The sequence below is a fragment of the Vibrio nigripulchritudo genome, assembly GCF_027924785.1.
Classification (GTDB): Bacteria; Pseudomonadota; Gammaproteobacteria; order Enterobacterales; family Vibrionaceae; genus Vibrio; species Vibrio nigripulchritudo.
Genome location: NZ_AP027049.1, coordinates 2,994,978 through 3,016,766, shown reverse-complemented (window position 1 = coordinate 3,016,766; position 21,789 = coordinate 2,994,978). Strand labels below are relative to the sequence as shown.

The 21,789-nt window shown below is 46.5% G+C and carries 18 protein-coding genes; 9 read left to right on the top strand and 9 right to left on the bottom strand.

What is annotated here, in order from left to right; all coding sequences use genetic code 11:
- Positions 1-326: 326 nt before the first annotated feature.
- The 8 genes from QMG91_RS13825 (at position 327) to nqrM (ending at position 7,565) form a co-directional block, all read left to right on the top strand.
- Positions 327-1,667 (top strand): Na(+)-translocating NADH-quinone reductase subunit A, encoded by a 1,341-nt coding sequence (locus QMG91_RS13825; RefSeq protein WP_022549858.1) that lies wholly within the window; start codon positions 327-329, stop codon positions 1,665-1,667.
- Between the two features lie 3 nt (positions 1,668-1,670).
- A complete protein-coding gene (locus QMG91_RS13820; RefSeq protein WP_022549859.1) occupies positions 1,671-2,915 on the top strand; it encodes an NADH:ubiquinone reductase (Na(+)-transporting) subunit B in 1,245 nt (414 codons plus the stop codon).
- Positions 2,905-3,693: a Na(+)-translocating NADH-quinone reductase subunit C gene (locus tag QMG91_RS13815; protein WP_004403025.1), complete on the top strand. Its 789-nt coding sequence runs from the start codon at positions 2,905-2,907 to the stop codon at positions 3,691-3,693. Before QMG91_RS13820 ends, QMG91_RS13815 begins: the two co-directional genes overlap by 11 nt.
- Positions 3,693-4,325: an NADH:ubiquinone reductase (Na(+)-transporting) subunit D gene (locus QMG91_RS13810; protein WP_004403027.1), complete on the top strand. Its 633-nt coding sequence runs from the start codon at positions 3,693-3,695 to the stop codon at positions 4,323-4,325. Before QMG91_RS13815 ends, QMG91_RS13810 begins: the two co-directional genes overlap by 1 nt.
- A 7-nt stretch (positions 4,326-4,332) precedes the next feature.
- Positions 4,333-4,929, top strand: coding sequence for an NADH:ubiquinone reductase (Na(+)-transporting) subunit E (gene nqrE, locus QMG91_RS13805; protein ID WP_004403029.1), 597 nt, complete (start codon positions 4,333-4,335; stop codon positions 4,927-4,929).
- Positions 4,930-4,946: 17 nt separating this feature from the next.
- Positions 4,947-6,170 (top strand): NADH:ubiquinone reductase (Na(+)-transporting) subunit F, encoded by a 1,224-nt coding sequence (gene nqrF / locus QMG91_RS13800; protein WP_022594729.1) that lies wholly within the window; start codon positions 4,947-4,949, stop codon positions 6,168-6,170.
- 141 nt (positions 6,171-6,311) lie between these two features.
- Positions 6,312-7,316: an FAD:protein FMN transferase gene (locus tag QMG91_RS13795; protein WP_022549860.1), complete on the top strand. Its 1,005-nt coding sequence runs from the start codon at positions 6,312-6,314 to the stop codon at positions 7,314-7,316.
- Positions 7,317-7,331: 15 nt separating this feature from the next.
- Entirely contained in the window at positions 7,332-7,565 is a 234-nt protein-coding gene (gene nqrM / locus QMG91_RS13790; protein WP_004403034.1) for a (Na+)-NQR maturation NqrM, read from the top strand.
- Positions 7,566-7,675: 110 nt separating this feature from the next.
- Here nqrM and QMG91_RS13785 read toward each other — a convergent pair whose 3' ends face one another.
- The 8 genes from QMG91_RS13785 to QMG91_RS13750 all read right to left on the bottom strand — a co-directional run bounded on the left by QMG91_RS13785 (position 7,676) and on the right by QMG91_RS13750 (position 18,429).
- Positions 7,676-8,044 (bottom strand): hypothetical protein, encoded by a 369-nt coding sequence (locus QMG91_RS13785; RefSeq protein WP_281827148.1) that lies wholly within the window; start codon positions 8,042-8,044, stop codon positions 7,676-7,678.
- Between the two features lie 10 nt (positions 8,045-8,054).
- A complete protein-coding gene (locus tag QMG91_RS13780; protein ID WP_281827146.1) occupies positions 8,055-11,978 on the bottom strand; it encodes an AsmA family protein in 3,924 nt (1,307 codons plus the stop codon).
- A 172-nt stretch (positions 11,979-12,150) separates the two neighbouring features.
- A complete protein-coding gene (locus QMG91_RS13775) occupies positions 12,151-12,795 on the bottom strand; it encodes an OmpA/MotB family protein (protein WP_281827144.1) in 645 nt (214 codons plus the stop codon).
- 1 nt (position 12,796) lies between these two features.
- Positions 12,797-13,576, bottom strand: a complete 780-nt coding sequence (locus QMG91_RS13770) for a motility protein A (protein ID WP_281827142.1) — start codon at positions 13,574-13,576, stop codon at positions 12,797-12,799.
- Positions 13,576-15,381 carry a FliG C-terminal domain-containing protein gene (locus QMG91_RS13765; RefSeq protein ID WP_281827140.1) on the bottom strand — a complete coding sequence of 602 codons (1,806 nt, stop codon included), beginning with the start codon at positions 15,379-15,381 and terminating at the stop codon, positions 13,576-13,578. The genes QMG91_RS13770 and QMG91_RS13765 overlap by 1 nt, the downstream gene beginning before the upstream one ends.
- Positions 15,378-15,947, bottom strand: a complete 570-nt coding sequence (locus QMG91_RS13760; RefSeq protein ID WP_281827139.1) for a tetratricopeptide repeat protein — start codon at positions 15,945-15,947, stop codon at positions 15,378-15,380. The genes QMG91_RS13765 and QMG91_RS13760 overlap by 4 nt, the downstream gene beginning before the upstream one ends.
- 5 nt (positions 15,948-15,952) lie before the next feature.
- The gene (locus QMG91_RS13755; RefSeq protein WP_281827137.1) at positions 15,953-16,978 is read right to left on the bottom strand and encodes a hypothetical protein; all 1,026 of its coding nucleotides are present in this window, start codon (positions 16,976-16,978) and stop codon (positions 15,953-15,955) included.
- 227 nt (positions 16,979-17,205) lie between these two features.
- Positions 17,206-18,429 carry a diguanylate cyclase gene (locus QMG91_RS13750; protein WP_004403064.1) on the bottom strand — a complete coding sequence of 408 codons (1,224 nt, stop codon included), beginning with the start codon at positions 18,427-18,429 and terminating at the stop codon, positions 17,206-17,208.
- A 337-nt stretch (positions 18,430-18,766) separates the two neighbouring features.
- On the opposite strand from QMG91_RS13750, the gene dinB reads away from it, so the two are divergent.
- Entirely contained in the window at positions 18,767-19,834 is a 1,068-nt protein-coding gene (gene dinB / locus QMG91_RS13745) for a DNA polymerase IV (protein WP_281827134.1), read from the top strand.
- Here dinB and QMG91_RS13740 read toward each other — a convergent pair.
- Positions 19,831-21,753 carry a RecQ family ATP-dependent DNA helicase gene (locus QMG91_RS13740; protein ID WP_281827133.1) on the bottom strand — a complete coding sequence of 641 codons (1,923 nt, stop codon included), beginning with the start codon at positions 21,751-21,753 and terminating at the stop codon, positions 19,831-19,833. The two genes, dinB and QMG91_RS13740, sit on opposite strands and share 4 nt — an antisense overlap.
- Positions 21,754-21,789 lie beyond the last annotated feature (36 nt).

Genomic DNA, 21,789 nt, shown 5'->3' with positions numbered 1-21,789 from the left:
ATAAATAAAAATGAATGGGTTAGATCCAGTTATTTTTATGATTTATTAACATTTGTGCGACGTTCAAACTTATTCACATTGACTAGCTAATCTGTAACCAACAAACGAAAAATTACAGATTAATCCGGTGCATGGTCATGGCATCACCTTCACAAAAGATGCTAGACTATCGCACCTGATAAAACTCGCATTTTTTTGTGACGAGTTATTTAAGAGGATGTTGCGATTTTGACCAGGGTGTCAGGTCAAAACCGGACACAAAATGTCGTGTCTAACTTTTACGCAATTAAAAGAATCTTTTTCCCGATAAAGTAGTGCAAGTGCGTATGATTACAATAAAGAAGGGTTTGGATATTCCAATTTCTGGAGTTCCATCCCAGGTGATAAGTGATGGCAAGTCCATCAATAAAGTCGCCTTGCTTGGCGAAGAGTACGTTGGAATGCGTCCTACGATGCATTGTCGCGTAGGCGATGTAGTGAAAAAAGGTCAAGTTCTTTTTGTCGACAAAAAGAATGAAGGCGTTAAATTCACTGCTCCAGCGAGTGGTAAAGTCATTGAAATTAACCGTGGCGCTAAGCGCGTACTTCAATCTGTAGTAATTGAAGTAGAAGGTGATGAGAAAGTGACTTTCGACAGTTACGCAGCCGATAAACTAGTCAGTCTTGACCGTGAAGCGATCAAAACTCAGCTAGTTGAATCAGGTATGTGGACTGCACTTCGTACTCGTCCGTTCAGCAAGGTTCCTGCGATCGAGTCTTCAACTCAAGCTATCTTCGTTACGGCAATGGATACCAATCCATTGGCAGCAGATGCTGGAGTTATCATCAATGAGCAAGCCGAAGCGTTTACCGCTGGTCTAGACATTATCTCTCGTCTGACTGAAGGCAAAGTTTACGTATGTAAAAATGGCAATAGTCTGCCTCGCTCATCTCAATCTAATGTTGAAGAACATGTATTTGATGGACCGCACCCTGCTGGGCTTGCTGGCACACACATGCACTTCTTATACCCTGTTAATGAAGCTGTCTCTGCATGGAGCATCAACTACCAAGATGTGATTGCATTTGGTCAGCTATTCCTGACAGGTGAGCTATACACTGATCGTGTGGTTTCTCTGGCAGGTCCAGTTGTAAACAATCCACGTTTGGTTCGTACAACTGTAGGTGCAAGCCTGGAACAACTGGCTGATGGCGAGTTGATGCCTGGCGATGTACGTATTATTTCCGGTTCTGTGCTTGCTGGTACTCAAGCGAAAGGTCCCCATGCCTACCTTGGTCGTTACCACCTTCAAGTATCTGCAATTCGTGAAGGCTATGAGAAAGAGCTATTTGGCTGGGCAATGCCTGGTAAGAACAAATACTCGATTACTCGTGCATATCTTGGTCACCTGTTCTCAGGCCGTCTATTCAACATGACAACAACGACCAACGGTAGTGATCGTTCTATGGTGCCAATCGGTAACTATGAGAAGGTACTACCTCTGGATATGGAACCAACTTTGCTGCTTCGTGACCTGTGTGCCGGCGACACTGACAGTGCTCAAGCACTGGGTGCGCTAGAGCTGGACGAAGAAGATTTGGCATTGTGCACCTTTGTGTGCCCTGGCAAATACGAATACGGCGAGTTGCTTCGTGAATGTCTAGACAAGATCGAGAAGGAAGGTTAAGTCATGGCCCTGAAGAAGTTTCTTGAAGATATCGAGCACCATTTTGAGCCAGGTGGTAAACACGAGAAATGGTTTGCTCTGTACGAAGCTGTAGCGACAGTTTTCTACACACCAGGTTTGGTGACAAAACGTGGTTCTCACGTTCGTGATAGCGTTGACTTAAAACGTATCATGATCATGGTTTGGTTTGCGACTTTCCCAGCAATTTTCTGGGGTATGTACAACGCAGGTAACCAAGCAATTATGGGTCTGAATCATCTTTACCAAGGTGCAGAGTTTGCAGGCGTTGTTGCTGGCAACTGGCACTACTGGTTAACAGAGATGATTGCCGGACCACTCTCCCTGGAAGCAGGGTGGGGAACCAAGATGATTCTTGGTGCAACCTACTTCTTGCCGATCTACCTGACAGTCTTTGTTGTGGGTGGTTTCTGGGAAGTCCTTTTCTGTATGGTTCGTAAGCACGAAGTTAACGAAGGTTTCTTTGTTACCTCTATCCTGTTTGCGTTAATCGTTCCACCAACACTTCCTCTATGGCAGGCAGCACTAGGTATTACCTTCGGTGTTGTTGTTGCGAAAGAGATCTTCGGTGGTACAGGTCGTAACTTCCTTAACCCAGCGCTTGCAGGTCGTGCTTTCCTATTCTTTGCTTACCCAGCACAAATCTCTGGTGATGTAGTTTGGACTGCGGCAGATGGTTTCTCTGGTGCAACAGCTCTAAGCCAGTGGGCTCAAGGCGGTAACGGTGCACTAGTGAACACAATCACTGGTGAAGCAATCACTTGGATGGATGCATTCCTAGGTAATATCCCTGGCTCTATTGGTGAAGTGTCAACTCTGGCACTGATGATTGGTGCCGCGTTTATTGTCTACATTGGTGTTGCCTCGTGGCGAATCATCGTTGGTGTTATGTTGGGTATGGTGGCAACGTCATTCCTGTTCAACATCATCGGTTCAGACACGAACCCACTGTTCAGCATGCCTTGGCACTGGCACCTTGTTTTGGGTGGCTTTGCATTTGGTATGTTCTTCATGGCAACCGACCCAGTATCAGCTTCCTTTACCAACAAAGGTAAATGGGCATACGGTGCATTGATTGGTGCTATGTGTGTGATGATTCGTGTAGTTAACCCAGCTTACCCTGAAGGTATGATGCTGGCGATTCTATTCGCGAACCTATTCGCACCTCTGTTCGACCACGTAGTGATCGAGAAGAACATCAAGCGGAGAAAAGCACGTTATGGCAAGTAATAACGATAGCATTAAAAAGACGCTGGGTGTTGTTGTCGGATTGAGCCTGGTTTGTTCAATCGTTGTATCAACAGCAGCCGTAGGTCTACGTAGTCAGCAGAAAGCTAATGCTGTACTCGACAAACAAAGCAAGATCGTTGAAGTTGCAGGCTATGAAGCAGGTAGTGCTGCAGAGGTTCGTTCACTGTTTGGTGAGAAAATCGAACCGCGTCTGGTTGATTTTAAATCAGGTGACTTCATTGAAAAAACAGAAGATGGCTTCACTGCGGCTGACTATGATCAGCGTAAAGCATCGAAAGATCCTTCTTCGTCAATCAAACTGACCGCTGACGACGACAAAGCGAAAATCATTCGTCGTGCCAACACAGGTATCGTTTATCTGGTTAAAGATGGCGACGCAATATCTAAAGTGATTATCCCTGTTCACGGTAATGGTCTATGGTCAATGATGTACGCTTTTGTTGCGGTTGAAACCGATGGCAACACAGTTTCGGGCATCACTTACTACGAGCAGGGTGAAACTCCTGGACTTGGTGGTGAGGTTGAAAACCCAAGCTGGCGTGCACAGTTCGTAGGCAAGAAATTGTTCGACGAAAACCATCAACCAGCAATCAAGGTTGTAAAAGGTGGAGCTCCTGAAGGTTCAGCGCACGGCGTTGACGGTCTATCAGGTGCAACACTGACTGGTAATGGTGTTCAAGGTACATTCGACTTCTGGTTAGGTGACAAGGGCTTTGGTCCGTTCCTAGCTAAAGTTCGTGACGGAGGTCTGAACTAATGTCTGGTGCACAAGATGTTAAAAAGAGCCTGTTAGCGCCTGTATTGGATAACAACCCAATCGCGCTTCAGGTACTGGGTGTGTGTTCTGCACTTGCAGTAACCACCAAACTAGAGACAGCATTCGTTATGACACTGGCGGTAGTATTTGTTACTGCATTGTCTAACTTCTTTGTTTCTCTTATTCGTAATCACATTCCTAACAGTGTGCGTATCATCGTTCAGATGGCAATCATCGCATCACTGGTAATCGTGGTAGACCAAATTCTGAAAGCTTACCTGTACGACATCTCTAAGCAGTTGTCTGTATTCGTTGGCTTGATCATTACAAACTGTATTGTAATGGGTCGTGCTGAAGCATTCGCGATGAAATCGGCTCCACTGCCATCTCTAATCGATGGTATTGGTAATGGTCTGGGTTACGGCTTCGTTCTTATTACTGTTGGATTCTTCCGCGAATTGTTTGGCTCGGGCAAACTATTCAACATGGAAGTACTTCCTCTAGTGAGCAACGGTGGTTGGTATCAGCCTAACGGTCTGATGCTTCTTGCACCGTCTGCATTCTTCCTGATCGGCTTCCTTATCTGGGCGATCCGTACGTTCAAACCAGAACAAGTAGAAGCGAAGGAGTAAGGGCGTCATGGAACATTATATTAGTCTGTTAGTTAAATCGATTTTCATCGAAAACTTAGCACTGTCGTTCTTCTTAGGTATGTGTACTTTCCTTGCGGTATCTAAGAAAGTTAAGACGTCATTCGGTCTTGGTGTAGCGGTTGTTTTCGTACTAACAGTTGCAGTACCAGTAAACAACCTGCTTTATAACCTGGTTCTTAAAGAGAACGCATTGGTCGAAGGCGTAGACCTTAGCTTCCTGAACTTCATTACGTTCATCGGTGTAATCGCAGCATTGGTTCAGATTCTGGAAATGATTCTAGACCGATTCTTCCCACCTCTATACAACGCACTGGGTATCTTCCTGCCGCTTATTACAGTGAACTGTGCGATCTTTGGTGGGGTATCATTCATGGTACAGCGTGATTACAACTTTGCTGAGTCTGTGGTTTACGGCTTCGGTTCTGGTGTGGGTTGGATGCTTGCAATCGTCGCATTGGCGGGTATTCGTGAGAAGATGAAGTACTCAGACGTCCCTCCGGGTCTACGTGGTCTAGGCATCACGTTTATCTCTGTTGGTCTTATGGCGCTGGGCTTCATGTCCTTCTCTGGTGTTCAACTGTAAGGTATAAGGAATAGTCAATGGACATTATTCTTGGTGTAGTGATGTTTACACTGATTGTTCTAGCCCTGGTTCTGGTAATTTTGTTTGCCAAATCCAAGCTAGTACCAACAGGTGACATTACAATTTCCGTAAACGATAACCCTGATCTGGCGATCGTGACTCAACCAGGTAGCAAACTGCTTGGTGCTCTGGCTGGTGCAGGTGTATTCGTATCTTCTGCTTGTGGTGGCGGTGGCTCTTGTGGTCAGTGTCGCGTAAAAGTGAAATCTGGTGGCGGTGATATCCTACCTACCGAGCTTGACCACATTACAAAAGGTGAAGCGCGTGAAGGTGAGCGTCTGGCATGTCAGGTTGCAATGAAAACCGACATGGACATCGAGCTTCCAGAAGAAATCTTCGGTGTTAAAAAGTGGGAATGTACGGTTATCTCTAACGATAACAAAGCAACATTCATCAAAGAGCTTAAGCTTCAGATCCCTGATGGCGAGTCAGTACCTTTCCGTGCTGGTGGTTACATTCAGATCGAAGCACCTGTTCACCACGTGAAATACGCTGATTACGATATTCCTGAGGAATACCGCGAAGACTGGGACAAGTTCAACCTGTTCCGTTACGAGTCTAAAGTTGACGAAGAAACCATTCGTGCATACTCAATGGCGAACTACCCAGAAGAAGAAGGCATTATTATGCTGAACGTGCGTATTGCTACGCCGCCGCCTAATAATCCTGATGTACCACCTGGTATCATGTCTTCATACATCTGGTCTCTGAAAGAAGGCGACAAGTGTACGATTTCTGGTCCATTTGGTGAGTTCTTCGCGAAAGATACTGATGCTGAAATGGTATTCGTTGGTGGTGGTGCTGGTATGGCGCCAATGCGTTCGCATATCTTCGATCAGCTTAAGCGTCTTAACTCTTCTCGTAAGATGTCGTTCTGGTACGGTGCACGTTCTAAGCGTGAAATGTTCTACGTGGAAGACTTCGACGGTCTGCAAGCTGAGAACGATAACTTCGTTTGGCACTGTGCTCTGTCTGATCCTATGCCAGAAGATAACTGGGAAGGTTACACAGGCTTCATCCACAACGTACTGTATGAAAACTATCTGAAGGATCATGATGCGCCTGAAGATTGTGAGTACTACATGTGTGGTCCACCAATGATGAACGCGGCTGTAATTGGCATGCTGAAAGATCTTGGTGTAGAAGACGAAAACATCCTACTGGATGACTTCGGTGGCTAATCTCACCTAAGTGATTGAATTATGGCTGACTCATTTGAGTCGGCCATTTATTTTTGCAGTCTCAAGTTGCTATAGAACAGCGCCTTCGGTGCAAGACTCTTTTCTTTATCAACTTTCATAATAATTATCAGGAGTGAGCAAGTGAAACTTTGGCTTGTTGCATTAACTTCCTTACTGGCACTGGTGGGATGTACCCAACCGAAAGAACAGATCCATTTATCCGGTCCTACTATGGGAACCACCTATAATATTAAATATATCGAGGTGGACGGTGCGCCAGCATCTGGCGATATTCAGGTTGAAGTGGACAGATTGCTTGAACTGGTTAACGACCAGATGTCGACGTATCGTAAAGATTCTGAGCTGAGCCGTTTCAACCAGTACAAAGGTAGCGACGCATTTGAAGTCTCGCCTGAAACGGCAATTGTAGTGAAGGAAGCGATCAGGTTAAACCAACTGACTCGTGGCGCTTTAGATGTGACTGTAGGTCCTCTTGTTAACTTGTGGGGATTTGGTCCTGAAGCTCGCCCTGAAGTGGTTCCATCAGACGAAGAGCTGAACGCTCGCAAAGCGATGACAGGTATTCAGCATCTGAGCGTTACGTCGAGTACGTTAACCAAAACACTACCAGACTTGTATGTTGATTTATCGACAATCGCAAAAGGCTGGGGTGTGGATGTGGTGGCGAACTACATTGAATCGCTGGGCATCAACAACTACATGGTTGAGATTGGTGGTGAGATTCGCTTAAAAGGCGTCAATCAGGAAGAGGTGCCTTGGCGCATAGCGATTGAGAAGCCATCGACCACTGAGCGAGCGATTCAGGAAATCATTGAGCCGGGTAACATGGCGATTGCCACATCAGGTGACTACCGAAACTACTTTGAAAAGGATGGTGTTCGTTATTCGCATATCATCAACCCGCAAACCGGGAAACCGATTAGCCATAAAGTGGTGTCGGTCACAGTACTTCACCCATCCAGTATGACCGCAGATGGTCTATCTACTGGTATCATGGTGTTAGGTGAAGATGCTGGTCTGGAGATCGCGAACGAAAATAACCTTGCCGTTATGATTATTGTAAAAACAGAGCAAGGGTTCGAAGAAATCTACTCAGACACTTTTAAGCAGTATTTAAATAAATAATAGGAGTCGTGAGCAATGACTGAGTTTATCGTTACATTCGGGTTTTTCTTGACGATTGTTACCGCTATGTCTGTTGGTTACATCTTCCAGAAAAAAGTGGTTAAGGGCAGTTGTGGCGGCTTGGATGCTGTAGGTATTGATAAGGTATGTAATTGCCCAGAGCCTTGCGATGCACGTAAGAAGCGTGAAGCACGAGAAGCGATGCGTGCAGAAAAGATTGCCTCTTGGGAAAAAGACAAAATCCTCTGATATCAAGCACTCTCAGAATGAACAAAGCTCAGCAAATTGCTGAGCTTTTTTGATCTTTGGCTTTTTGGATGTATGTGGTGTTGAAGTCAGACGCTTGTACCAAGTTCAGACTATTTGGGACTGGTGAGAGCCACAGCGTAGCGCCACGATTCGCCCTGATCCCCCTGAAAAGCCATGTTTGCCTCTCCACCGCGCTTGTCCAGTGTGTAGACGGGCAACTCAGTTGTCACTGATTGTCCGTTATTCTGGCAGGTTAGGTTACTCTCTATTATTACCTGCCCGTCCGACTTAGGGGTGATTCGCCCTAAGTATTTGCATTCACCTGAAACTGCAGCTCCCCACTCATTAGACTCCAGAAACGCCTCGAAATAGTGATTCCGTGCCCCTTCATCTAAAGTGATGCATAGCTTGTAGTCAAAATTGGCAAATGCGGGAAAGCACATTGTAGACAGCACCACTGCTGCAAATACTTTTCTCATTTTTTAACCCTTACTGCTTAACTGCTATTCCGCGTGAAATTGCTTCACATACATGGCTACCGTCGCTTTGCAATGGTTTTTCTACCAGCCAGCGAATCGGCGAGATAACCGGGCTGGTGGTGAAGCGTACGGATGTTTCCAAAATTGCGGAAAGTGGGACATTGAAATCAAAGTCCTCAAAACTGCCAGACACTTCTACTGGTGTCTGTAAGCTAAATATCTGCGCTGACTTAGGTCTTGGTGTCAGGTACAGGTCAAATGTGCGATTTGGGTATGAAGCGTTAAACGAACCGTTTACCTGAATTCGTGTGGTATCGAGTAACACATCACGCTGGCTCATCTCACCATTTTGAACGTCAAACCCGCCCGCGACACAGTTAAGCACCGACTCTTGCTCTTCAGTAAAGCTTGGTAATATGGCGTCCGTTAAATTCACTGCCCATAAGTCGATAAGATCGGCCTCAAACTCCTTCGGCCAAACCGCAAAACCAATAAAGCCATTGGCGTTGTTCATTAGGCTGTCAGGGGTGTTGGCCAGACTGGTCAGATTAAAGTATGTACTGAGCTCTCCACCCATGTCTGTTTTATTGTCGATACGACGAGCAATTACCCCGTAATCGAAACGATGAACCTGACCTTGCATGGCAATATCAAACAGCTCTTCTTGTGCGGCTATTTCACCAGCTAGGGATACAGAACCGCCCGGAATACGAACCTTTAAAGGCGACACGGTCATCTTTCCGTTTGTCAGGTTTAGTCGGGCTTCTGTAGCGCCCAGCCAGTCTTTGCCTGAACGTACGTTTTTGACGTCCAGAGAGAGTTCTAAATTCGCCCACGATAGCCCTTCTGGGCTGAGTACCAACGGCTGCTTGTGTTCTTCCGGTTTCGTTTCTTCTGGCTCTTTTGTTTTTTTGTCATCATTTGGTAGCCATGCTCTCCAGTTGCCGACTTTGAAGTCGTCCATCTGAATCAGATCAGAGGAAAGGGATAGAGCAATGTCTGGTCGATTAAATCGACCAAGCGAGCGAAGATGACCGCTGCCTTTCAGTTCACTGCTGCCAACATTAAGAATCAGATGTTTTAGCTGATATTGGACTTCATCCAAAGAAAGCTCTGCACTTAACTTGATGGGGCCGTAGGGAGGAAGCGCAACCCCAGTGAATTCGTTAAGGCGATCAAGGTTAGGAATGTCGGCACTTAGCTTTAACGATAGCTTGGTGAAATCAAGGGGTAAGGAGAGCTGAGTTTGAGCTTTAAACGCGATGTCACCGATATTGAATATGAGGTCGGCTGGCAGACTTTCTGTCAGTTGATTGGCTTCTTTCAAAGACACTGATGTGATTTGCAGTTGCGTGTCTTTTCCTGCTACATCGCCGTTTATAAGCAATTCAGTTGAACGCTCAGGTCCGGTATGAAAGCGTCCTTCCGCAATGCGGATTGCCATTGCCTTGCCTGTGTAGATATCGGGGATTTCTAGGTAACCACCCTGGAGCTGGGCATCAACTTCGGTCATCTCCATAAATTCAAGCAAGGTTTTGCCAGAGAGTGCCAATCTGATCTTTGCACTGTCCAGTGACATCTTCATGTCATCAGCCACACCAAATGTCTTTGCCATTTCTGAAATGTCAGGTGTGCTGGCACTAAGATTCAACTCAGAATGGATTTTTGCTGCATCTACGCTGAGGGACAAATCTCCTTTGAGAAGACTGTTAGCAAAGCGCATGGAAAAGGGCGCTGAGCTCATCATCCCGTTTCTGATTTTCCCGCTAAAAGATAAACGTTCCAGTCGCTGCTGTGCCCAGAGCACTTGATTCACTTTTAATGAGAGATTGGCGTCAAGAATATGGATGTCATTACTAAGTAGCGGAACGGAAAGGTTGACCCCTTTGGTTGGAACCGCCTGTTCAACTTCTGGCAGAGACTCTTCTTTCGCCAGAAGCGCCAACTGGTTGAAATCCAGTTTGTCGAATTGAGCATCAATGTTGACTAGACCCTGTTCAGACCCTTCCTGCCATTTGAGATTGAACTTCCCTTTGCTGTCCATTAACTGAAGATTTTGGGATTCAAAGGTTATCCAACGACCCTGATGGACAAGGTTGGCTCCAAACTTAAGGGGACCCGTCGCCTGTGCTTGAGTTCCCAGCCAAGGGCTAAGCTTAGCAATGTCCGGGCTGTGGATTTGAAGCGCAAATTGACTGCCAACGCCCCATTTGGTTTGTGGCAGTGTTCCAGATGCGGACAATTGCAACACTGGGCTATCTAAGGTAAGCGTGGTTTGCCAGTCACGGCGATTGACAATATCAGATAGAGCACCGGCGTCTGCCGTAATAGTCGCAGGCACGCCTTGCAGTTTGCCGCGAATATCAATGTCGACTGGAATGTTCATTCCGGCTCTGAATCTTGCTTTATCAATGGCGAAGCTGGCATCTTGTGCCCATTCAACGTGAGCATTGTCGACGTTAAAAGAGAGATCGCTGTTGCTGATCCATTCCTTGAGCTTGGTTCCTTCCGTTGATACAGTCAGCAATGCATTGTCTAAATGCCCGCGTGCGTCATCCATACCTGCAAGCCAACTTGCCAGCTCTCCCAATGAGGAGTCTTTCGCACCCAGCTCTATGTTTAATCTTGATGTCCACTCGGTGGCGTCGATTTCAGCATTTCCCTGAAAAGGAACCTGAGCAATATTGGCGGCGAGGGGAGCGCTCAGCTTGCCTTCTTTGCCTACAACAGACAGCGAGAGGCTGTTGATGTCCGTTCCCAGCCCCAAGATCTTACCTATGGTCAAGTTAAGGTTGGTGTGGGTTGCAACCAACCACTGATCCAATGCTCGCTGTAATGGTGATTTTTGTGGTGGGGCAGAAGCAAAGCCCATCGCGTGCTGTTCTGGTTCCGGCTGAAGCCAGGGTCTGAGATCAATCACGGGAACATCGAGCTTGCCATCAATCGTGTTGATGTCGCCTAGTGTGACTTCCAAATATCCAGATGCCTGAGTTGCTGGGCTGTCCAGAGTTAAGTCTTTCACACTTAAGTGACCTTGCTGAGCGGCTAGGTTAGCTGAAATGTGCAACGGAGCTATGTGGTATACATCCCATCCTAGCAGTGCTTCAATGGGACCAGTGTCTTGCCAGTCAAGTTGAAGGCTAGCAGTAGATAGCCCTTCATTGAGAGGATGAATTTCCGAGCTCAGGGATAAAGCCGCGCCCGCAAAGCTGCCTTGGATATCCAACTTCCCTGACTGGTGGTTAAGGATGCTCTCCAACTCACCGGTGATAGCCAGATCGTAAGCCTGACCTAAGGTTGCCCCTTGAGTATTTAACTTCCAGATTTTGCCGTCTTTGGTTAAATCAAAAGTGTCTAGAAACCAGTCTAGATAAACGCTTTCCTGTTGGTCGTCGTACACGACACTCAGGTTTTCTGCATGAATGCGTTCCCCGAGGCTGAGTGACCAAGCTTGATGAGACTGATCTGAAAGGGTTTTTGGTTGCTCTGAGTTCGTCTGAAAAGACTCCCAGTTTGAATGACCATCAAAATCCTTAGCCAGATACAAATGAATGTCTTTCAGATCGATAAAGTCGATGTAAACCTGATTGTCGAGTAAAGGAAGTACCGCCACTTTTGCCGAAGCATGACCAACTTTCAGGGTAGGCTGCCACTCGATACTCGGAATATTGGCAATTTCAATCTGATTGACTTCGATTTCAGGGCGGAACGAAAGGCGCAGTCGGATGTCACCTTCGATGGATACCGGGTGGGAGATTTGTTGTTGAATCAGGTCAGCCAGTTTTCCTTTATAGGGGGTGAGGTTAATGTTCACACCAACGGCTAATGCGATGGCGACCCCGGTCACCAGTCCAAAAATAGCCAAACCTAAGAACATCAATATTTTTCGAAAGATCGATGGTTTGGTTACAGGTGTTTCATTTTCCGTGGTCATGACTTTTCAGGGTTAGGAGCTGGTTTCATAAATATAGCGGTGGACGATACCACAAGCAGGACGAAAACTGTAAAGCAATCACCGAAGAAATATACATACGGTTACACCCATACTTGGATTATTCTTCGGTGAAGGGAACCAGTAAGTATCTAGGCTATTAATACCTCGAACATCAGTGCCTCGAACTACGTCGAATATAGATGCTTACCCGGCGGTTCTGTTTTCTCTGTTCTTCAATTGAGTCAGTCTCTGCGCTTTGTGGGTAAGTGTCTGCAAAGGCAACGGCGCTGACTTTGTTTCTGTCGACAGACAGCGAAATCAGATGCCGTGCTACCCCTATGGCTCTTGCCCCAGAAAGCTCCCAGTTACTGTCAAACTCTTCATTTTGAATAGGTACGTCGTCAGTATGCCCCTCGACAACCACTTCTTTGCCAGAGATGTCCACCTGTTTGAGAGAGTTTGCAAAAATGCCAAGCAATCTTATTCCTTCTTCACTTAAATCGGCGGAGCCTTGTTGATACAGCGCCTCGGTATCAAAGTCCACTTTAATGCCGTCTGGCACCTGAGTCAGGGTGATGGGCTCTTGTTCCGTGGCAGACTCCAGTGATTTGAGCAGATCATTCATGGGTAAGGGCACATCGCGTTGAGTCAATGCATTCCAGCCTGCTTTGAAGTCTTCAAACTTACCCTGATCGATTTGTGAAGTAGCCAGAATGACGATGAAGAACGTCATCAGCAAAGTGATGAAATCACTATAGGTGACAAGCCAGTCATTTTCTTCACGTACATCAGCATCGTTGTGGCGTCTTCGAGGCATATTAAGACTCCAGACGCTTTTTAGGAGGCAGATAGCAGTTCATAGAGTCTTTGATGTGCAGATCAGGCTGCTTTTCTGTCATCATCACAAACGCTTTGATCTGCATTTCTCTTCGGTGGTAGTTTTCATCAGATTTCCGACGCACATTAATGGCCGAAGGCTTAAAGAACACCTGTGCCATCAAAGTGCCGTAAAGTGTCGTCAACAATGCGATAGCCAGCCCTTTGCCCATGGTCGCCATATCGCCATCCAGGCTATCAAGCATCACAATCAGACCCACCAATGTCCCTATCATGCCAAACGCGGGTGAAAAGTTTGCCATGGTGCTCAGCACATTGGCGGGTTGAGCTTCGCGGGCGCGCTGGCTTTCGTTACTTTCCATCAGCAGTGCATGCAATTCTTTCCCTTTGTACCCTGTACCTAAAAGCTCAATAGCCATTGAGAGAAAAGGATCTTTTTGTTCTTTCTCTGACAGAGAGTTTTCCAGCCCGGTAATACCATCCGTACGGTATACCTTGTTCCACTCGATAGAACGGAGAATAGATGAGTGTTTGAGCTTGGTTTCATTCTTGCCATCAAACAGACTTTTTAGCACAGCTTGAATTGCACGGAAGAACAACGGGTATGAATAACTGATCAACGCGGCGGTAGAAGTGCCACCCAATACGATGAGAAAACTCGATAAACTGACGAAGAGCCAGTAATTATCGGTGCTGGTGACCACTGCGGTGACCAGTACCGCGGTAGCAAAAATCCAGCCTGTAATGGTGCTAATCGACATTAGGCAGTGACCTCCAGATCGCTCATTTTAAATTTTTTCTCTTCCAGCGCCTGTCGCATCACCTGCACGACTTCAAGCCTGGCAGCATTTCTGGTTTCTTCATCCACATCGGATTGCATTTCAACCTCACTGGACACCATGGTGATGTAACGTTCCGGGCACTCGGAGATCAGGCTGCATACTTTTTCTTCTGGTACATCAGAAAGCGCAATTGCCAGAGTCTGAGGAGGGACACTTCGAATGTGGTTGCTGATGACTTTGGCAGGTGTGCGCCAGATGTCATCAAAGGTGAAATAGCTTTGTTTAAGCTGTACGTATGCCCCCGGAGAGGTGTCTTTTAGCTGGTTCAGCAGTTCAGTTTGCTTACTGATGTTTAGCCCGTCCAGAATATTAGAAAGCACCTGAGGACCGTCAGTTGGCAGAGTACGGAAATCCGGAACAGACTGCGCTTTTGCCGCCAGAGAGGAAGCAACATCATTAAATGCAGTCATGGGTAATGCCTCTAGTCGTGCAATCTCCATCGCAAGATGCGCCTGCCTTTCTGTTGGATAAGCCGCCAACAATTCTGATGAGCGTGAAGGTGAAAGCTGAGAGATCACCATTGCCTGAATTCGGTCAAATTCGTTTTCCAGAAGCCATCTTAGCTGGTTGGTCGTCAGGTTTTCCAAGAAATCAAATGGCTGGTTTTTCCTTGCAGAATCGGTTGTTGGGTTGGAATCCACTAGTAGTTGTTTAAACGATTTTAAGTGAGCCATTACCTGCTCTTTATCGACTGGCGATTCTTCAAGGTACTTGATGTAACTTGGTATTTTTGCCGTCAGACTTGGGTACATGGTAGTAAACAGCGCGCGTCCCAGTTCTTGATACACACAGGCGAACATAGGCAGGTTCTGCTCATTCAGACTCAGCTTTCGGATAACGCTATCGACTTTCTGAGGTTCGCTCAGGCTGTATTTAACCAGCTCCTGACGGCAAGCTTCATGCTCGTAGCATTGCTGAGAAAGCAGCGGTTCTGCTTGCAATGCTTTTACGCCTGTAGTTGGTTCAGCATTAGTGACTGAAGTTTGGTTGTTTGCTCTCGCTTTTCGCCACAGCATGACCGACAGCAGCAAAATGAGTGCGGCAACGATCCAGGCTACCCATAGGTACTCCTGCCACAAAGGCTGAGCTTCAACCGGAGGTGTACCCTCAGGTACAGGCACAGAGAATTCTGTGCGAATGATATCAATAGTGTCTCCCCGTAACGGGTTGTAATCCACTTTTTGAATCAGCAGTTTTTTAATTAGCTGAGCATTTTCATTCGTTACCTGATTTTCAAGCAATAAAGTAACGGCTATTTTGTTGATCTCCGTTGAACTCTCTGGCTTTGTTGGCGCTACTGATACTTTAGGTACAGGTAGCTTTGGCTTAGGTGATGAAACAGGCTCAACAGCAGGTGCTGCAAGAGCAGGTACGTCTATCGTGTCTTGAGCGGGGATGCCACTCAGTCCAGGCAATTCGGGGACAGGTTGCGTAGGTATGGTCACTGGAACGGCGACAGTTTGTGGCGCTTCCGGTCTTTCAGATATTTCAGGTGCAGCAGACTTCTGATTTTGAGGATCAGCTTGAAGCTTCTTGGTAACCAGCTCCGACTGAATAGTCAGCACGTGCTTATTGGCACCAATAATACGTTCAATGTCGCTGTTCAAACGCTGTTCCAGCTTTGCTGAAAATTCCAGTGCCTGAATTTCACTAGACGGCTGAGCGACCACGCCAAAAGCTGCGACTAATGCAACCGCGAAGGTCAGATGATGCAGTTTAATCATTTCTCTAGCCACTCCATCATACGTTTAACCTCACCGAGATTCGGGTCGAGTTCCAGTGCTTGTTGCCAAGCGACAATCGCGCTTTCAACATTTCCCAGCTTGTATAGAACACTGCCTTTTGTGGCTAATATTTTTGCAGGTTGGGCAGTAAGAGGTTGTGCCTCATTAAGAAGCTGTAAAGCTTGATCAAAATCTCCGCTCACTGCTCTTTCTTGAGCTTCTACTTTTAACGCTAGTGCCTTAGCTTCATTAAAGGGAGAGTCTTCTTCTGGAGCAGGGGTGTTCTGGTGATTTTCCAGTTCACTTTCCAACTCGTCATTTGTTGGTTCTGGCAATGGCTGGAGTGCCTGAGGCGCTGCACTTGGATCGGTTTCAATCGTAAGCACCATATCTGGGTCAGAGAGATCGAACTGAACTCCAGACTCATAGGCATGCCCCTGTAAATGGATGGTGATCTTACCGTCCTTCATTTCGACTCTCTGATTGATAGCCGAAGTATCGGTTTCCTGCGCCATAGACTGAAATGCGACTAGCATTAATGACAGGCAAGCTAATTTAAGTTTCATCGTATTTAGAACCTCACACCTAAGGTCAGATCAAACGCAGGATTTCCACCCCAGGTGCCGTTTTCGTAGGTGTCTTTGGTAATGTACATCAGACCAATATCGACAAAGATGTCGCCATGAGTAAAGAAAGCATTGCGAGGTGGAGAAAGCTCGATACCGGTTCGAACCGAGATTTTCTGTTTATTTTCCACAAACTGAAATCCAGAACCCGCATAAATGGAAAGCCAGTCATCAGTAATGGCGTAAAGAGCCCGCGCTTCCGCACCAAAACCTTGAATAGAGAAATCGCTGCTGCTGTCGAAATTGCGGAAGTAGTTACCAATAAATGCAAAGTGTGCTTTTTCCGACGGACTGTGCCCGCTGTAGTATCGGACAGAAATGTCAGTGACGTTTTGAATGTCTTCGCCTTTATTAGAAGTACCGGCGATACCAATGTAACCAAGAGCGACCCCGAACCCGCTCTCCTTGACACTCTTCTTTGCTATCTCTTCCGGCGACTCCTTCAGGTCGAAGTTTCCCGTCCACACCACTTCGTTATTTTTGGTGCTTACTAGTGACATGGTAATGCTGTGTGTGTCTTGATTCAGCGGGGCGCGCCATGAAAGAAACGCATCTACCCGAATTTGCTTACCGAGCTTTCTCAGTTCGTCGTTGCTGGCTAAACCGTGCTTATATCTTACGTTCGACGCAGACATCGCCACTTGAGTCTTGCCACACTCAATACAGCTTCGCACCTTCAGTCCATTGTCTTTCATCTTTTTAGTCAGGATGGAAGAGAGCTTAAGCAGTTCGGTTTTTTCTTTTTCAGTGACGGCTTTTCCTTCGAAATAAAGGGAAACGCTTTTGATTTCTGCCAGTGCTTTGTTATCGAGTATTTCAAACCACAGGTCGTCTTGTTCTAGAAATTCTTCGACGGTTTGTGCTTCGCTATTATTGGAAGAAAAAAGCTCGTTAAATTGTTTCGCAGCAGTGAAAGGAGAGTGGATAAGCAGGATTGTACTTGCAGCAAGAGAAGTCAGTTTCTTCCACACAATGAAGCTCCATTTGGTCGAATTTGAGTTGAGCGACCCCGGAAGCTGATGTGGGAATAGAGAGTCCCAATTTTCGCGGCTTCATAAGGTCACTGAGGGTGACTAAGGTATTGTGAAAACCCTTGGGGTTCGGTGCAATAAAGCCGCGGCTAGAAAATTAAACGTATGCTGTGCTTTGTTTAGTGTCTGGGTGAATTTTGGAGATTTATGGGGGAGGTCGGAGGTCGTTACCGCGCAATGAGGCGATTTCGACCTTCTTCTTTCGCTTGGTAAAGCAGATCGTCTGCGTCACGGATAATGTCTTCCAAAGACTTGCTCTGGTCGCCGCAGCTCACCCCAATACTTACGGTGAGATTAATTCGCTGGTCTTCGTATTGAACCGCTGTTTTTTCAATGCGCTGACGCATGTTTTCTAATCGGGTTTGGAACTCTTCGTAATCACCACAATGCTGAATACAGAACTCTTCTCCCCCGAATCGGGCAGCAATTTCATTCTTAAAGTAAATAGAAATAATCTGAGCCACTGTGACCAGTGCGCGATCCCCGCCGTCATGTCCGTAGGTGTCGTTTACCTTCTTAAAGAAGTCGATGTCTATCATGGCAACATTGCGGTTATCGCAGCATTTAGTGCCGTTTTCGCCAAACAGGTAGCGGCGGTTCCATAATCCGGTGAGAGCATCTTGGTTAGCTATTCGATACAACTCGTCGGTGGCGTCTTTCATATCCAATATGTGCTGAACCCGACAGTAAAACTCTTCCTGGTTGAATGGCTTATACAAGAAGTCATTTGCGCCCGCTTTCAAAAATCGAGCGGTCATGGTTCTGTCGTTGTTTCCAGATAGCCCCAAAATCGCTAGATGGTTTCTGTCGTACTGGTTACGGATCTCACGAGTCATGGTAATGCCGTCTTTGTTTGGCATGTCATGATCGGTGATGATCATCGTAATATCAGGGTTTTTCGCCAGAACTTCCATGGCCTGCTCGCCATCTTTAGCTTGCAGTGTATCGATATACTGATGTTCCAGAAGGTAGACGACATGGTTGCGGACGGTCACTGAATCGTCAACCACCAAGGCTTTATGGGTGTGATTCGCCATCAGGCGTTTCAGTAAAGGGATAAGATAAGAAACGGAGGCACTGCTGTCTTTGGTGATGTAATCCAACACACCTTTTGCGATAACACTTTCACGAATGTTCTCGTTAAATTGCGCAGTCAGGACGATAGCACGGACTTTGTGCGACAAGACAAGATCGATCACTTCGCCGTCGGGACCATCCGGCAAGCAATAGTCCAATACAGCGCATAGAAAGTTAGTATCATGTTTTATTATGTTATTGGCTGCTTCCAGCGATTCTGCCAGAACGACCTCAAAACCAATTTGTCCAAGTTGTGAGTTGAGATAGTTGCGAAAAGCGCGGCTATCCTCGACAACCAAAATCCGATTTAACACCAGAGCTCCAACTTCTTCTTTTTGATATACGTTACCCGTTTGTTAAGTTTAATCACAAAAATGAGTACTTCCATTAAAAACTGGATTATTTCCACACTGGTAAAAAGGTTGAGACATATTCCAAATATGATTCAGCTTTATAATCAATCATTTTCAAAGGGCGGATTTCTTTCTGGATCACAATCAAAATTCTTAGGTTGATGACTACACGAATCTTGACTACTGACATGAGCTGTCAGCAGAGCGAACACTCAGCTCATCTTTGTACTGTGAAAAGAGCATGAGTTTTATTATACTGACTTTATATACAGTATTTTTTGTGCTTTGAGTGATAACCATGTCAGTAGATACGACGAGGAAAATCATCCATGTTGATATGGATTGTTTTTATGCCGCCGTTGAAATGCGCGATAACCCATCCTATCGCGGTCGTCCTCTGGCGGTTGGGGGAAGCGAAAAACAGCGCGGCGTGCTGAGTACCTGCAATTATGAAGCGCGAAAATTCGGAGTGCGTTCTGCCATGCCTACGGGGCAGGCACTCAAGTTATGCCCCAATTTGTTAGTGGTTCCCGGACGCATGCAAGTTTACGTAGAAACATCCCGCAAGATCCGCAGTATTTTCGAACGATACACTCAACTGATAGAGCCTCTGTCACTGGATGAAGCCTATCTGGACGTGTCGGAGTCCAACGTTCTTCACGGTAGCGCCACATTAATTGCCGAGGCAATCCGATACGATATTTGGCATGAGATGAAGCTAACGGCTTCGGCTGGTGTTGCCCCCATCAAGTTTCTGGCGAAAGTGGCGTCTGACATCAATAAACCGAATGGTCTGTGTGTCATTCCACCTGAGAAGGTGCAGGAGACCATAGATACACTGACGCTAGATAAGATCCCTGGGGTTGGAAAAGTGACCCTGGAAAAACTTAATAATGCTGGCTTTTACACTTGCCTGGACATTCGTGAATCCGATTATCGTGACCTTTTGACTCGTTTTGGCAGATTAGGGGCGTCGCTTTGGAAACGAAGCCATGGCATTGATAACCGGAATATTGAAACAGAGCGCGAACGGAAATCAGTTGGGGTAGAGCGAACCTTTTCACAAAATATCAGTACCTTTGATGAATGCTGGCAGGTGATCTCTGAAAAGTTGTATCCGGAACTGGAGCAGCGACTGGTAAAAGCGTCTCCGGATAAATCCATCATTAAGCAAGGTATTAAAATGAAGTTTGCCGATTTTCAGCAAACCACCATTGAACACATTCACGGTGAACTGGAGTTGGAAGATTTTCGGGGCTTATTAGAAAAAGTACTTCAACGCCAGAAAGGTCGTGAGATCCGGTTGCTCGGGTTAAACGTGATGCTTAAACCCGAGCAGGAGGCGCGTCAGCTCAGCTTCTTCTAGAGAGACTGTTTTACGTGATTAAGCACTTCACTAAATGGCGTACTTTCTAATTTCGCGAAGCCTTCCATTTGCCTTGCTTTGACGCTGGTGGACTCTGGGGTGGCAATACCACAAAGAAACCTAGCCAGAGCCTGAGGAGTTGCCGAGCCTCTCGTTGCCTTTAAATAGGGTGTGATCCAATGCTCAATGTTCGTGGAATCAACAGGAACTGGTTCTGCTCCGGGCAATTGAGCCACTCTTCCTTCACAGACCGAACAATGACCACATTCCGCTGGCGCGTTTTCATCAGCAAAGTAGGAGGCAAGTTGATAACTCAGACAGCGCGACTCTTCAAAAAACGCCACCATGGTTCGTATGCGTTCTACCTCACTTAGTTCTTTTTGCTCAAACAGGCTGTGCATCTGATGAGCGAGCTCATTTGGAGCAGATTGCGTATTCAGCACTCGGTACACATCGGTGGCTTGTTTGCTTTCCAACTCAATCCATCCGTTTTCATGGAAATAGTCCAACGCAGAAACTACTCGGCTGCGCTCGGCGGAGTATCCCTGCCAAAGCGCATCAAAGTCTAAGGTGTGCCACGTCTTGGCTTTTGGTGAACATTGGAAAATCGCTTCTACAAACTGTTTTCTTTCACCCTGAAAACGAGCACAAATCTGTTGCTGTTCCATATTCAGCTTAAATCGATAGTCTGCAAAGTAACTGAACCTTGGTTCAATCACGCCTTGCAGTTCCAGATACACCAACAGAGTCTTAAGTGGCAACTGACGAATATTGGATTCTTTAGAAAGACGGTTGAGCATAATGCTCCACTCACTTCCGCTCTGGTAGATCTGCTCTATCACTAACTGAATGGCATTGGCGTCGGGTGTGTCGCCGTAAACGAAATTCTCCAGAACGGTCAGCCCAGATTTGTCTCCAAGTAAAATGCAGTCAGAGTGTTGCCCATCCCGACCTGCACGGCCAATTTCCTGTGAGTAATTCTCTATCGATTTAGGTAAATCAAAATGAATCACTCGTCGTATGTCGGATTTATCCACGCCCATACCAAAAGCGATGGTTGCCACAATGCAAGGAACGGCGCCAGTCATAAAGTCGTGCTGGATGTGTTCTCTGTCTTCACTTTTTAAACCCGCATGGTACGCCAGCGCGTTAATGCCATACTCGCGCAGATAACTGGCGACTTGCTCAGCGGAGTTTTGCAGTGTGACGTAAACAATCGTCGGGCTATCAGGCTGGCTACGAAGAATACTCGTCAGCTTGTCCAAACGCTCAGACTGAAGGCAGGGTTGAATGTCCAGTCGCAGGTTGGAACGGTAGAACCCGGTCACCGTTATGTGCTCTCTCTGGATATTGAACTTAGATTGCATATCCTCGATGACTTTTGGCGTCGCGGTCGCGGTCAGCAAAAGTACCTGTGGGATATTCAGGGATTTTTGATATTGCGGCAGTTTAAGGTAATCAGGACGGAAGTTGTGCCCCCACTCCGAAATACAGTGCGCTTCGTCCACCACCAACATGGAAATCGGCACTTGCGAAATAAACTGCCTGAAACGTTCGTTTTTCAGTCTTTCTACAGAAATCATCAGGATCTTGGTGGTCCCGTTTCGTACCGACTGCATAATGTGTTGAGAAGTTTCTCGGTCTTGCGTTGAATCGATAGACTCGGCGGCTATGCCTTTGCTCTTGAGAAACTGAAGCTGGTCTTTAATCAGGGCAAGCAGTGGAGATATAACCAATGTCAGGTGAGGTAAATGCAGGGCAGGTAATTGATAACACAGTGATTTACCTGATCCCGTTGGAAAAATAGCGGCACTGGAGTGTCCCTGCAGTATGTGAGTAACCACTTCTTCTTGACCATTTCTCAATGAATCAAAGCCAAAAACCTGCTGCAAACTTTGGCGAACAGCCTGATCGACCATCTAAAACTTCCCCTATGAGTATCAGTGCGAGTATTC